This window comes from Streptosporangium minutum (assembly GCF_002149035.1).
In the GTDB taxonomy this organism is placed as follows: domain Bacteria; phylum Actinomycetota; class Actinomycetes; order Streptosporangiales; family Streptosporangiaceae; genus Streptosporangium; species Streptosporangium minutum.
In genome coordinates, this window is sequence record NZ_NGFP01000048.1 from 1 (window position 1) to 13,298 (window position 13,298).

12 protein-coding genes are annotated in these 13,298 nt (G+C 72.3%); 7 read left to right on the forward strand and 5 right to left on the reverse strand.

What is annotated here, in order from left to right:
* Positions 1–108 precede the first annotated feature (108 nt).
* Together CA984_RS13130 and def are read right to left on the reverse strand one after the other, a co-directional pair.
* Positions 109–312 (reverse strand): cold-shock protein, encoded by a 204-nt coding sequence (locus CA984_RS13130; RefSeq protein ID WP_086571699.1) that lies wholly within the window; start codon positions 310–312, stop codon positions 109–111.
* A gap of 270 nt (positions 313–582) precedes the next feature.
* On the reverse strand, positions 583–1,095 hold the full coding sequence (gene def / locus CA984_RS13135) for a peptide deformylase (protein ID WP_341351708.1): 513 nt from the start codon (positions 1,093–1,095) through the stop codon (positions 583–585).
* Positions 1,096–1,298: 203 nt separating this feature from the next.
* On the opposite strand from def, the gene CA984_RS13140 reads away from it, so the two are divergent.
* From CA984_RS13140 to CA984_RS13170, 7 genes are all read left to right on the forward strand, one after another.
* Complete coding sequence (locus CA984_RS13140; protein ID WP_086571703.1) at positions 1,299–2,621, forward strand: MFS transporter; 1,323 nt, start codon at positions 1,299–1,301, stop codon at positions 2,619–2,621.
* Between the two features lie 108 nt (positions 2,622–2,729).
* A complete protein-coding gene (locus tag CA984_RS13145) occupies positions 2,730–4,802 on the forward strand; it encodes a molybdopterin oxidoreductase family protein (protein WP_207620849.1) in 2,073 nt (690 codons plus the stop codon).
* Positions 4,799–6,202 carry an FAD-dependent oxidoreductase gene (locus CA984_RS13150; protein WP_086571705.1) on the forward strand — a complete coding sequence of 468 codons (1,404 nt, stop codon included), beginning with the start codon at positions 4,799–4,801 and terminating at the stop codon, positions 6,200–6,202. The genes CA984_RS13145 and CA984_RS13150 overlap by 4 nt, the downstream gene beginning before the upstream one ends.
* The gene (gene nirB, locus CA984_RS13155; RefSeq protein ID WP_086571707.1) at positions 6,199–8,643 is read left to right on the forward strand and encodes a nitrite reductase large subunit NirB; all 2,445 of its coding nucleotides are present in this window, start codon (positions 6,199–6,201) and stop codon (positions 8,641–8,643) included. The genes CA984_RS13150 and nirB overlap by 4 nt, the downstream gene beginning before the upstream one ends.
* A gap of 97 nt (positions 8,644–8,740) precedes the next feature.
* On the forward strand, positions 8,741–9,091 hold the full coding sequence (gene nirD, locus CA984_RS13160; RefSeq protein WP_086571709.1) for a nitrite reductase small subunit NirD: 351 nt from the start codon (positions 8,741–8,743) through the stop codon (positions 9,089–9,091).
* 121 nt (positions 9,092–9,212) lie between these two features.
* Positions 9,213–10,382 carry a uroporphyrinogen-III synthase gene (locus CA984_RS13165; protein ID WP_086571711.1) on the forward strand — a complete coding sequence of 390 codons (1,170 nt, stop codon included), beginning with the start codon at positions 9,213–9,215 and terminating at the stop codon, positions 10,380–10,382.
* 64 nt (positions 10,383–10,446) lie between these two features.
* Entirely contained in the window at positions 10,447–11,199 is a 753-nt protein-coding gene (locus tag CA984_RS13170) for a sirohydrochlorin chelatase (RefSeq protein WP_086571712.1), read from the forward strand.
* On the opposite strand, the gene CA984_RS45475 is transcribed toward CA984_RS13170, so the two are convergent.
* The 3 genes from CA984_RS45475 to CA984_RS13185 form a co-directional block, all read right to left on the reverse strand.
* Positions 11,103–11,720 (reverse strand): hypothetical protein, encoded by a 618-nt coding sequence (locus CA984_RS45475; protein WP_133061649.1) that lies wholly within the window; start codon positions 11,718–11,720, stop codon positions 11,103–11,105. The two genes, CA984_RS13170 and CA984_RS45475, sit on opposite strands and share 97 nt — an antisense overlap.
* 187 nt (positions 11,721–11,907) lie before the next feature.
* Positions 11,908–12,762 (reverse strand): PAC2 family protein, encoded by an 855-nt coding sequence (locus CA984_RS13180; protein WP_086571717.1) that lies wholly within the window; start codon positions 12,760–12,762, stop codon positions 11,908–11,910.
* A 65-nt stretch (positions 12,763–12,827) separates the two neighbouring features.
* A complete protein-coding gene (locus tag CA984_RS13185) occupies positions 12,828–13,286 on the reverse strand; it encodes a universal stress protein (RefSeq protein ID WP_086571719.1) in 459 nt (152 codons plus the stop codon).
* Positions 13,287–13,298 lie beyond the last annotated feature (12 nt).

The window sequence follows — 13,298 nt, forward strand, 5'->3', positions numbered from 1 at the left end:
CCCCGGACCCCGGCCCTGAGCCGGGGTCCGGCAGGTCGCGGCGGCAAAAAAATCTGGGCCCGCACCGCTGGAGCGGTACGGGCCCAGATAGGAAGCCTTTAGATCGGGTCAGATGACCTGAACCTGGTCGGCCTGCGGGCCCTTCTGGCCCTGCGTGGTGGTGAAACTGACACGCTGGTTCTCCTCCAGGCTGCGGTAGCCGCCGGAGTTGATAGCCGAGTAGTGCACGAAGACATCGGCGGTGCCGTCATCCGGCGCGATGAATCCGAAGCCCTTTTCGGCGTTGAACCACTTAACAGTGCCCTCAGACAAAACTACTTCTCCTCATTGGGAGCCTCACCGAACCATCAGGTCGAAGGTTCGGGGCTGCGTTGCGGACCCTACCATGCATCCGCGGAAACCATCCGGAGAAACTGTAACGCCCGCTGTCGGCGGTCTTCCTGTGGTGCTTGAGATGACAAGCGCCGGCGAGAACTACGACTGCAACTATCGAAGTCTACAGGGTGACGGCACGGTGGGCAAATGTTTCCACGGAGAGCCGGCGCGCAGGGGGATCCGGCGGGCGTGCCCAGGGCGCAGGGGTCAGGAGGAGGCGGTCTGGAGGAAGCGTTCCCGCTCGTCCGCCGGGAGGCGGTCGATGAAGAGGATGCCGTCGAGATGGTCGGCCTCGTGCTGGAGGACCCGGGCGAGCATGCCCAGGGCGCGGACGGTGACGGGCTTGCCGAACATGTCGCGGCCACGGGCGGTGACCATGTAGGAGCGTTCCAGCGGCCACCACAGGCCCGGGGCGGACAGGCAGGCCTCGTCGGCCACGATCTTCCGCTCGGACGGCTCCAGGCGCGGATTGATCAGATGACCCGCCCTGCCGTCCAGCTCGTAGGCGAGGACCCGGAGCGGGACGCCGAGCTGGGGGGCGGCGAGACCCGCGCGACCGGTGCCGGCGCGCATGGTCGCCTGGAGGGATTTGACCAGGCCGCGCAGCTCGCGATCGAAGGTGGTCACGGGTTCGGCTACGGTCCGTAGCACTGGATCTGCGAACGGTCGGATCGGCTGGACGGCCACGCGCACTCCCCGAGGCGACGAACGGACATGCACACGATTCCCATTGTCGCATTGCCTCAACCGTGACCGGCGGAATCATCGTGTTTCCGGGACGTTACGTCTGTGCGGCCTGTGCATTGCGTATTTCAGAGGTTAGTCACACGTAACCCGCGCACCATCACAGAGCGTGAATGTGCGTAACGCCCCCCTCCTAGGGTCTTCCGAACAATCCCCCTTTTGGAAACCTAGGAGGAACGATGGCGAAGCGCTGGATCAGCGAGTGGCGGCCCGACGACCAGGGCTTCTGGGAGACGCGAGGACGGAAGGTCGCCCGGCGCAACCTGATCTTCTCGGTCTTCGCCGAGCATCTCGGCTTCACGCTCTGGACGGTGTGGAGCATCGTGACCGTGCAGCTCGGCTCCTACGATTTCTCCACCGACCAGCTCTTCTGGATGGTCGCGCTGCCCAACCTGGTCGGCTCGGCGCTGCGCATCCCCTACACCTTCGCCCCGGCCAGGTTCGGCGGCCGGAACTTCACGGTCGTCAGCGCGCTGCTGCTGCTCGTGCCCGCCGTGCTGCTGGCCGTGGCGGTCGGCGACCCGGGCACGCCGTACTGGGTGTTCCTGCTGATCGCGGCCACCGCGGGGCTGGGCGGCGGCAACTTCGCCTCAAGCATGGCCAACATCACCTACTTCTACCCCCAGTCCAAGCAGGGGGCGGCGCTCGGTCTCAACGCGGCCGGCGGCAACATCGGCGTCAGCTCCGTCCAGCTCGTCATGCCGCTGGTGATCGGCGCCTTCGGGCTGGCCGCCGCCGGGCTGTTCTGGATCCCGTTCATCCTGGCCGCCGCCCTCGGCGCCTACTTCTTCATGGACAACCTGACCTCCGCCAAGGCCGGCCCGAGGGACCAGCTGAAGATCGCCGGGCGGGCCCAGACCTGGATCATGGCGGTCCTCTACATCGGCACCTTCGGCTCCTTCATCGGCTACTCCACCGCGTTCCCGCTGCTCATCAAGAGCCAGTTCCCCGAGCAGGCGTCCCTGGTCGGCCTGGCCTTCCTCGGACCGCTGCTCGGCTCGCTGATCCGCCCGGTCGGAGGGTGGCTGTCGGACCGGCTCGGCGGGGCCCGGGTGACGCTCGTCAACTTCGCCGCCATGGCGGGTGCGGCGGCGCTGGTCTGGCAGGGGGTGACCCAGCACGGCTTCGCCCTCTTCTTCGGCGCCTACATGCTCCTGGTCGCCACCACCGGCATCGGCAACGGCTCCACCTACCGGATGATCCCGGCGATCTTCCGGGCCAAGGCGACCGAGGGGATCGCGCCCGGCACGCCCGCCTACGACACCGCCCTGGCCGTCGGCAAGCGCGACGCCTCCGCCGCGATCGGGATCGTCTCCGCGATCGGCGCGTTCGGCGGCTTCTTCATCAACCGGGGATTCGGCAGCTCCATCGCCGCGACCGGGGGAGCGGGCGCCGCGCTGGCCGCGTTCGCCGGTTTCTACGCGATGTGCGCGCTCCTGACCTGGGCCTGCTACCTGCGGACGGCGGGTCCGGTGCGGAGCCTGGCGACCGCCCGGGTGTGAGGGGTTCACACCCGGCTCACCGCGAATGTGAACGTCGTTAGCGGCTTGTAGCACATCGGTAACAGAGGGGACCCAGCGGTGAAACCGCCTGAAAGCACCATCGGAGACGTGCCGATCTCACTCTCCGCCCTGACGCCTGTGAAGGCGACGGCGACGCACTGCCCGTACTGCGCGCTGCAGTGCGGCATGAGCGTCGCCGTGGACGAGACGGTCACGATCACGCCGAGGAAGGACATCCCCGCCAACGCGGGCGGTCTCTGCCAGAAGGGCTGGACCGCCGGTGAGCTGCTGACCAGTGGAGATCGGCTCACCACCCCGCTCCTGTACGGCGAGCCGGTCGGCTGGGACGAGGCACTCGACTTCGTCGCCGCCCGGATCCGCGCGGTCCAGGGAGAGCACGGCCCCGACGGCGTGGCCGTGTTCGGCGGCGGCGGGCTCACCAATGAGAAGGCCTACCAGCTCGGCAAGTTCGCCCGGATGGTGCTGCGGACCAGCCAGATCGACTACAACGGCCGGTTCTGCATGTCCTCGGCCGCCGCGGCCGCCAACCGCGCCTTCGGCATGGACCGCGGCCTGCCCTTCCCGATCACCGACCTCGCCGGGGCCGACGCGGTCCTGATCGCGGGCGGCAACGTGGCCGAGACCATGCCGCCGTTCGTCCGCCACCTGACAGCGATGCGCGACAGGGGCGGCCGGCTGGTCGTCATCGACCCCAGGGCCACCGCGACCGCGCGGCAGGCCGACCTCCACCTCCAACCGGCCCCCGGCACCGACCTTGCGCTCGCCCTGGGCCTGCTGCACATCGTGATCGCCGAGGGCCACGTGGACGAGGACTACGTGGCCGGCCGTACCAGCGGCTTCGACGGGGTCCGCACCTCGGCCGCCGCCTGGTGGCCCGAGCGGGTGGAGCGGATCACCGGCGTGCCGGTCGCCCGGATGCGCCTGGCCGCGGAGATCCTCGCGGACGCCGGACGCGCGGTGATCCTCACCGGACGCGGCGCCGAGCAGCACGCCAAGGGCACCGACACGGTGAGCGCGTTCATCAACCTCGCGCTCGCGCTCGGGCTGCCGGGCCGGGAGGGATCCGGCTACGGCTGCGTCACCGGGCAGGGCAACGGGCAGGGCGGGCGCGAGCACGGCCAGAAGGCCGACCAGCTTCCGGGATACCGCAGGATCGACGATCCCGCCGCGCGCGCCCACGTGGCCGCCGTGTGGGGGATCGCGCCGGAGGACCTGCCGGGGCCCGGCCGTTCCGCCTACGAGCTGCTGGACGCCCTCGGCACCGCCGCCGGCCCCAGGGCGCTGCTGCTGTTCGGCTCAAACCCGGTGATCTCCGCGCCCCGGGCCGGGCACGTCACCGGGCGGCTGCGCTCGCTGGACCTGCTCGTGGTCTCCGACCTCGTCATGTCGGAGACGGCCGCGCTGGCCGACGTCGTGTTCCCCACCACCCAGTGGGCGGAGGAGAGCGGCACGATGACCAACCTGGAGGGCAGGGTGCTGCTGCGCCGTCAGGCCGCAGCGCCGCCGCCGGGAGTGCGGAGCGATCTGGAGATCCTCCGCGGCCTCGCCGTACGGCTGCGCGGGGCCGAGGGGTTCCCGGCCGACCCGCGCGAGGTCTTCGACGAGCTGCGGCGGGCCTCGGCCGGGGGGACCGCCGACTACGCGGGCATCACCTACGAGCGGATCGCCGCCGAGACCGGCGTGTTCTGGCCCTGCCCGGCCGAGGACCACCCCGGCACTCCCCGGCCGTTCCTGGACCGCTTCGCCACCCCCGACGGCCGCGCCAGGTTCGTGCCCGTCGAGCACCGGCCGCCCGAGGAGGACATCGACCGGGACTACCCCCTCTACCTGACGACCGGCCGGGTGCTCGCGCACTACCAGAGCGGCGCCCAGACCCGGCGGATCGCCGCCCTGAACGCGGTGGTCCCGGAGGTCTTCGTGGAGCTCCACCCCGATCTCGCCGAGCGGCTGGAGGTGGAGCCAGGCGACCTGCTGCGGGTGGTCGGCCGCCGGGGCGCCGCCGAGGGCGTCGCCAGGATCACCCCCGCGGTCCGGCCGGACACGGTGTTCATGCCCTTCCACTGGGCCGGAGCCAACCTGCTCACCAACCCCGCGCTCGACCCGGTGTCGCGGATGCCGGAGTTCAAGGTCTGCGCAGTGAAGCTGGAGCGTGTCGGATGACCCGGTTGGTGATCGTGGGGAACGGGATGGCGGGCGCCCGCCTCGTCAGCGAGGTCCGCGCCCGGGACAAGCACGTCAAGGTGACCGTGATCGGCGCCGAGACGTGGCAGCCCTACAACCGGGTGCTGCTGTCGAACGTGGTGGCCGGGACCATGCTGCCCGACCAGGTGCGGCTGCTGGACCCGGCGTGGTACGCCGACCATTCGGTGACGGCCCTGCTCGGCGTCGAGGTGACCGCGATCGACCGGGAGACCCAGGCGGTGCTCACCGCCGACGGCAGGCGCGAGCCGTACGACGTTCTGGTGCTGGCGACCGGCAGCGAGGCGGTGGTGCCGCCGGTGCCCGGAGCGGCCGGGGCCATGGCGTTCCGGACGCTGGACGACTGCCGCGCGATCCTCGCCGCGGCCGGCGCGGCGCGGCGCGCCGTGGTGGTCGGCGGCGGCCTGCTCGGCATCGAGGCGGCCCGCGGCCTGGCCGGGCGCGGACTGCCGGTCACGCTGCTCCACCTGGCCGGCCACCTGATGGAGCGGCAGCTCGACGCCGAGGCCGGGCTGGTGCTGGGGGAGACCCTCGCGGAGCTGGGCGTAACGGTGCGGACCGGCGCGGTCGTGGAGGAGATCCTCGGCGACGGCGTACGGCTCGCCGGGGGTGAGACGGTCGGGTCCGATCTGGTGGTGCTCGCCTGCGGGGTCCGGCCGGTGACGGGACTGGCCGGGGACGCGGGTCTGGAGGTGGCGCGCGGGATCGTCGTCGACGACGAGATGCGGACCGACGACCCGTCGATCTTCGCGATCGGGGAGTGCGCCCAGCACGACGGAACGGTCTACGGCCTGGTCGCCCCCGCGTGGGAGCAGGCCGCCGTGGTCGCCGACCTCGTGACCGGGACGGACAAGACCTCCCGCTACCGGGGCTCGCGCCTGGTGACCCGGTTGAAGGCCAGGAGCGTGGAGCTGGCGGCGATGGGCGAGACCCACCTGACCGAGGACGACGCCGAGGTCGTGTGCTTCAGCCACCGGGCCCGGGGCACCTACCGCAAACTCGTCATCCGCGACGGCCGCCTGGTCGGCGCGATCCTCCTCGGGGAGACGGCCGCGGTGGGCGCCCTCACCCAGCTCTTCGACCGCGGGTCCCCGGTCCCCGCGGACCCGTCCGGGCTGCTGTTCCCCGGGCTGCCCGGCAGCGCGGTCACCGAGAGCCCGGTCCGGATGCCGGACGCGGCGAAGGTCTGCCAGTGCAACAACGTGACCAAGGGACAGATCCGGGCCTGCTGGGAGTCCGGCGCCCGTGACGTCGAGGCGGTGGCCGCCGCCACACGCGCCACGACCGGCTGCGGCGGCTGCCGCGACGTGGTCGAGGGCATCGTCGGCTGGCTGTGCGAGCAGGAAGGCATCTCCGTATGAAACTTGTCGTGGTGGGGCATGGGCCGACGTCCAGCCGGCTGGTCGAGGCACTGGTCGCCAAGGGGTTCGGCGGCCGGATCACGGTGCTGGGGGAGGAGCCCAGGGCCGCCTACGACCGGGTGGCGCTGACCTCCTATCTCACCGGCAGGAGCGCCGAGGACCTCACCTACCCGGTGCCGGAGGGGGTCGTGCTGCGGCTGGCCTCCAGGGTCACCGGGATCGACCGGGACGGCCGGACCGTGACCACCGCCGACGGCCATGTGGAGCCGTACGACGTGCTGGTGCTGGCCACCGGGTCCAGCCCGTTCGTGCCGCCGGTGCCCGGCAGGGAGCTGGAGGGCTGTTTCGTCTACCGGACGATCGACGACCTGGACGCGATCAGGGAGGCCGCCGCGGGGGCCGGCAGCGGCGTCGTCATCGGCGGCGGGCTGCTGGGTCTGGAGGCCGCCGACGCGCTGCGCGGGCTCGGCCTTTCGACCCACGTCGTGGAGATGGGCGGCTGGCTCATGCCCCGGCAGGTGGACGAGGGCGGCGGAGCCGTCCTGCGGGGCCACGTCGAGGCCCTCGGCCTGACCGTGCACACCGAGGCCGGGGCCAGGGAGATCGTCGCCGGGCCGGACGGACGGGTCGCGGGACTGGTCAAACCGGACGGGGAGACGATCGCGGCGCAGGTGGTGGTCTTCTCGGCGGGTGTCAGGCCACGCGACGAGCTGGCCAGGCAGGCCGGACTGGAAGTCGGCGACCGCGGCGGGATCGCCGTGGACGACGGGATGCGCACCAGCGACCCGGCGATCTACGCGGTGGGGGAGTGCGCCCTGCACGACGGCATGGTCTACGGGCTGGTCGGGCCGTGCTTCACGATGGCCGAGGTCGCCGCCGACCGCATCCTCGGCGGCCAGGCAGCCTTCGCCCGCGCGGACCTGTCCACCAAGCTCAAGCTGCTCGGCGTGGAGGTCGCCCAGTTCGGAGCGATGGACGGCGCCCTGGACGTGACCTTCATGGACCCGGTGGGCGGGATCTACCAGAAGCTGTTCGTCAGCGACGACGCCCGCACCCTGCTCGGCGGGATCTGCGTCGGCGACGCCACGCCGTACAACACCCTCAAACCGTTCGTCGGCCGGGACCTGCCGGGCGCGCCGAGCGAGCTGCTGTTCACCGGCGGTCCGGCGAGCATGGACCTTCCCGACGACGCGCAGGTCTGCTCCTGCAACAACGTCACCAAGGGGCAGGTGTGCGCGGCCGTCGCCGACCACGGCCTCACCGACGTGGCCGGGATCAAGGGCTGCACCCGGGCGGGCACCACCTGCGGCAGCTGCCTCCCGATGCTCAAGCAGATCCTGATCAAGTCCGGCGTCGAGGTCTCCAAGGCCCTGTGCGAGCACTTCGCGCACAGCAGGGCCGAGCTGTTCGACATCGTCCGGGTGCGCGGCATCACGACCTTCTCCCAGCTCATCGACGAGCACGGCACCGGCCGCGGCTGCGACGTGTGCAAGCCCGTCGTCGCCTCGATCCTGGCCTCGCTCGGCAACGGGCACATCCTCGACGGCGAGCAGGCCGCCCTGCAGGACACCAACGACCACTTCCTGGCCAACATCCAGCGCAACGGCACCTACTCGGTGGTGCCGCGCATCCCCGGCGGGGAGATCACCCCCGACAAGCTGATCGTGATCGGCGAGGTGGCCCGCGACTTCGGCCTCTACACCAAGATCACCGGAGGGCAGCGGATCGACCTGTTCGGGGCGCGGGTGGAGCAGCTCCCGCTGATCTGGAAGCGGCTGGTGGACGCCGGTTTCGAGTCCGGCCACGCCTACGGCAAGGCGCTGCGCACGGTGAAGTCCTGCGTGGGCTCCACCTGGTGCCGGTACGGCGTGCAGGACGCCGTCGGCCTGGCCATCTCCCTGGAACTGCGCTACCGGGGCCTGCGCTCGCCGCACAAGCTGAAGTCGGCCGTCTCCGGCTGCGCCCGCGAGTGCGCCGAGGCGCGCGGCAAGGACTTCGGCGTCATCGCCACCGAGCAGGGCTGGAACCTCTACGTCGGCGGCAACGGCGGCTTCACCCCGCGGCACGCCGACCTGTTCGCCTCGGACCTGAGCACCGAGGAGCTGATCCGGACCATCGACCGGTTCCTGATGTTCTACGTCCGTACGGCCGACCGCCTGCAGCGCACCTCGGCCTGGCTGGAGAGCCAGGGCCTGGAGTACGTCAGGCAGGTGGTCCTGGAGGACTCGCTGGGCATCTGCGCCGACCTGGACGCCCAGATGGACCGGCACGTCGCCTCCTACGCCGACGAGTGGCGGACCGCCATCGAGGATCCCGGCAAGCTGCGGCGCTTCGTCTCCTTCGTCAACGCCCCCGCGACCCCGGACCCCTCGATCGCCTTCACGGCCGAACGGGACCAGATCAAGCCCGTCCTCCTCCCCCTGGAGGTGGTCCGCTCCTGACATCCCCTCCGCGGCCGGAGCCGGGGCCACCCGGCGACTCCGGGCCGCGCCGCCGGCACGACGAACCCACCGACGAAACCCGAATGGGGGCTCCACCATGACCGTCCTGAGCGAGGCCACGACGACCGTCTGGACCGCGGTCTGCGCCTACACCGACCTGCTGCCCGAGCGCGGCGCCTGCGCGCTCGTCGGCCGTCACCAGATCGCGCTGTTCCGGACCTTCGACGGCGAGCTGTTCGCCATCGGCAACCAGGATCCGTTCAGCGGAGCCCAGGTCCTCTCGCGGGGGATCGTGGGCACCAGGGCGGGCGAGCCCAGCGTCGCCTCGCCCATGCACAAAGAGGTGTTCTCACTGGTCACCGGAGTGTGCCTGGACGATCCGGCGGTGGCTGTGCCGATCTATCCGATCCGGGTCGCCGACGGCACGGTGGAGGTGGGCGTGAGGTGACCACGCGGAGAGCCGGACACGGCGGGCGGCGGTCGAGCCCCGGGCCGGTCCGGCGCGGTGAATGGAACGGCCGACGAGGGACGAGACGTCCACGTGGTGGACGAGGAGTGGTGGACGACGGATGAGCATCGCCCTTCTGGACGATCCCGGGGGGTCTCCCGAGACGGCGCCCGACGCGCTGGCGGGGTTCACGATCGGGGTGACCGCGACCAGGCGGCGTGAGGAGTTCTGCGCGCTGCTGGAGCGCCGGGGCGCGAGAGTGGTGCGAGCTCCGGCGATCAGGCTGGTGCCGCTGGCCGAGGACGCCGACCTGCTGGCCGCGACCCGGGCCGGCCTGGCGGGCCCGATCGACGACGTGGTGGTCACCACCGGAGTCGGGTTCCGGGGGTGGATGGCCGCGGCCGAGGGCTGGGGCCTGTCGGGCGAGCTGGCGGCGCACCTGACCGCCGCGCGGCTGCTGACCCGCGGGCCCAAGGCGCGCGGGGCGGTCCGGGCCGCCGGGCTGAACGACCACTGGACGCCGGCCACCGAGTCGTGCGAGGAGGTCAAGGAGTACCTTCTCGCCCAGGACCTGCGCGGTCGCCGCATCGCCGTGCAGTTGCACGGGGAGCCGCTGACCGGCTTCGTGGCCGCGCTGCGCGAGGCGGGGGCCGAGGTCATCGAGGTGCCGGTCTACCGGTGGCTGCCCTACCGCGACACCGCGCCGCTGCGCCGCCTGATCAGTCAGGCGATCTCCGGCGGGGTGGACGCGGTGGCCTTCACCAGCGCCCCGGCCGTGCTGGCCATGCTCGCCGCGGCCCGTGCCGACGGCCTGGAGGACGCCCTGGTCGCGGCCTTCGCCGGGCCGGTCGTCGCCGCCTGCGTGGGCTCGGTCACGGCGGCGCCGCTGCGGGCGCGCGGGGTGCCGGCCGTACAGCCCGAGCGTGCCCGCCTGGGCGCGCTGGCCCGGACGCTCGCCCGGCACCTGCCCGAGCACGGCGTCACCCGCCTGCTCGCCGGCGGCCACGGGCTGGAGATCCGCGGCCACGCCGTCGCCGTGGACGGTGAGCTCAAGCCGCTGCCGCCCGCCCCGATGGCGGTGCTCAAGCGCCTGGCCGACAAGCCGGGGCACGTGGTGGCCCGCTCCGAGCTGCGCACCGTGCTCCCCGGCGGTCCCTCCCGGGACTCGGCCGAACACGCCGTCGAGATGGCCGTCACCCGCCTGCGCCGCGCCCTGGGCCCCTCCGGCATCGTCGAGACGGTCGTCAAGCGCGGCTACCGCCTGGCCTGCGACCGCGGCGAGGTCGGGTGAGGACGCGCACCGGCCGCCGCGTCCCGGCGCCGGGCGCCTGCGGGCCGCCCGGCGGGGAGGGGGCGTGACGACGCTGGTCCTGGCCGGGCACGGAACCCGCAGCCCGCGAGGCGAGGAGACGATCGCCGGACTGCGGGATCTCGTACGGCGGGCGCGGCCGGGCAGCCGGGTCGAGGCGGCCTTCCTGGAGATCAGCTCGCCCCCGCTGGCCGGCCTGCTCCCCGGCCTGCCGGGCCCGGTGGTCGTGGTGCCGCTGCTGCTCGCGGGCGGCTACCACGTCCACATCGACCTGCCGTCGGTGGTCGCCGGGGCCCGGCCCGACGCGGTGGTGGCGGCCCCGCTCGGACCGGACCCGCTGCTCGCCGCCGTCCTGGCCAGGCGGCTGGCGGGCGCGGGGCTGCGGCCCGCCGACGCGGTCGTCCTGGGCGCGGCGGGATCCTCCGACCCGGCCGCGCGGGCCGACGCGCGGGCCGCGGCCCGGCTGCTCGCGGTACGGCTGTCGCGCCCGGTCACGGCGGCCTTCGCCGCGACGGGCGCCCCCTCGCTGGGGGAGGTCCTGAAACGCCTGCGGTCCGGTCCCGCGCCCCGGATCGCCGTGGCGTCCTACCTGCTGGCCCCCGGCTTCTTCCAGAGCCGTCTGGAGTCCTCCGGCGCGGACCTGGTCAGCGCCCCGCTGGGAGTGGACGCCGACCTGGCCGCGCTGGTGTGGGCCCGCTTCGATCAGGCCCGCTGGAGATCCAGCCGCAGCTCGCGGACGATCTCCTCGGCGCTGTCGTCCCGCGAGGGCAGGAAGTCGGCGCCGACGAACATCTCGTAGTAGGCGTGGCGCAGGCATCCGGCCAGCAGCAGCCGGGCGCTGGCGAGGGGGTCCACCTCGGGTGGGATCCGGCCCGCCCGCTGCTCGGCCGCCAGGTACTCGGTCAGCGGGACGACCTCCGCCATCGGCCCCAGCTCGCTGTCGCGCAGCGCCTCGCGGAAGCGGACGGTGACCGAGGGGGAGGTGAAGACGGGCAGCGCGGCCGACTGGACCTCGGAGTAGTAGTCGATGCCGGCCCGCGCGATGGGCAGCAGGTTGTCGCTGACCCGCCCCTTGCCGACCAGGTGCATCAGGTCGTCGAGGATGCGGAGCCAGACCGGGAGCCGGTCCTGGAGCAGGGCGAGGAACATGTCGACCGCCTGTCCGGGCTGGGCGGTGCCCCGCGGACGCGAGGAGGCGTTCCCGCCGTCCTCGCGCTTCATGAATACGGCCAGCTCAAGAACGCGGCGTCGCGTCTCCTGGGCTTTCTGGTATGGGTCGAGCTGTGGAATCGCCATGGTCGCCCTAACGTGCGCAGTCACATGGACAATGTGCGGCATGGTGATGGGCCGATCACCGGTGTTTACAGAGCCGTGTTTCTCCTGGGTGTGGAATCGTTGCAGGCCGGTCTCCCAACCTGGTGCGACCCGGACGGACCGGGTGGGCACTGATTATTGCCCGGAAGCCCCGGAAAAGGGGGCGAACAATGGTAACTATGCGCTGTGTGTTTCAGCTGTCGCCGTCACGGTCGCGGCGGCGCAGGTAGCGCTCGAACTCCGCGGCGATGGCGTCGCCGCTCGCCTCGGGCAGCTCGGCGGCGTCCTTGCGCTCCTCCAGCTCCTTGACGTATTCGGCGACCTCGCTGTCCTGCGAGGCCAGCTCGTCCACGCCGTGCTCCCAGGCCCGTGACTCCTCGGCCAGGTCCCCCAGCGGCATCGGGATGTCGAGGAGGTCCTCCATCCGGCTGAGCAGCGCCAGGGTGGCCTTGGGGTTGGGCGGCTGGGCGACGTAGTGCGGCACCGACGCCCACAGGGAGACCGCGTGGATCCCGGCGGTGCCCAGGACGTGCTGGAGGACGCCGACGATGCCGGTCGGCCCCTCGTAGCGGCTCAGCTCCAGGTTGATCGCCCGGGCCAGGCCCTCGTCGGTCGCCGAGCCCACGATCGGCACCGGGCGGGTGTGGGGGGAGTCGTTGAGGAGCGCGCCGAGCAGCACCGCCAGCTCCACCCCCAGCTCGCGGCAGACCACGACGATCTCCTCGCAGAAGGCGCGCCACCGCATGTTGGGCTCGATGCCGCGCAGCAGCACCACGTCGCGGTCCACGCCCGGCGGCCGGGCCACCGACAGCCTGGTGGTCGGCCAGGTGATGGAGCGGGTCAGCCCCTCGCCCATCTCGACGATCGGACGGGTGACCTGGAAGTCGTAGTATTCCTCCGGGTCGATGGAGACCAGGGGGGTCGCCTTCCACTCGTCCTCGAGGTGTGCGATCACTCCGCTCGAGGCCTCGCCCGCGTCGTTCCACCCCTCGAACGCGGCGATCAGCACCGGGTCGACGAGCTCGGGTAGACCTTCGAGTTCGATCACGCGCCGCCTCCTTCTGGCCTCGCCGTACTATCCGGCTAAGCCTATGCGCTGAGGCGGCCTTTTCGTCACCTTCCCGAAGTGGTGTGAACGATCAGCACATCACAGCCCGCCCGCTGGGAGACGCTGGAGGGCACCGAGCCCAGCAGCCGCCCGGCGAGGCTGTTGAGCCCCCGGTTGCCGATGACCAGCAGATCGGCCTCGCGCCTGCCGGCGAGGGAGACCAGGACGTCCACCGCGTCGCCCTCCTCGGCGGCCAGCTCGATCGTCCGGGCGCCCGCGGCCACCGCGTGCTCCCGGGCGGCGCGCAGGGCGTCGTCGGCGGGCGTGGAACCGCTCACCTTGTAGGACAGCTCGCCCAGGGCGTCGGCGGCCGCGCTGCGCTCGCGCTCGCGCATGGGGGCGTAGGCGCAGGCCAGGATCAGGGTGGCGCCGGTCGCGGCGGCGAGGGAGGCCGCCGAGGTGACCGCGCGGAAGGAGGAGGGGGAGCCGTCGGTGCCGACGACAATCGTGCGGTAGGACGCCATCGGATGCCTCGC

Excerpts from the sequence above, each read along its gene's own strand:
- nirB (WP_086571707.1), top strand. The coding sequence starts at position 6,199 with ATGAAACTTGTCGTGGTGGGGCATGGGCCGACGTCCAGCCGGCTGGTC.
- CA984_RS13150 (WP_086571705.1), top strand. The coding sequence starts at position 4,799 with ATGACCCGGTTGGTGATCGTGGGGAACGGGATGGCGGGCGCCCGCCTC.
- CA984_RS13185 (WP_086571719.1), bottom strand. The coding sequence starts at position 13,286 with ATGGCGTCCTACCGCACGATTGTCGTCGGCACCGACGGCTCCCCCTCC.
- CA984_RS13165 (WP_086571711.1), top strand. The coding sequence starts at position 9,213 with ATGAGCATCGCCCTTCTGGACGATCCCGGGGGGTCTCCCGAGACGGCG.
- nirD (WP_086571709.1), top strand. The coding sequence starts at position 8,741 with ATGACCGTCCTGAGCGAGGCCACGACGACCGTCTGGACCGCGGTCTGC.
- CA984_RS13140 (WP_086571703.1), top strand. The coding sequence starts at position 1,299 with ATGGCGAAGCGCTGGATCAGCGAGTGGCGGCCCGACGACCAGGGCTTC.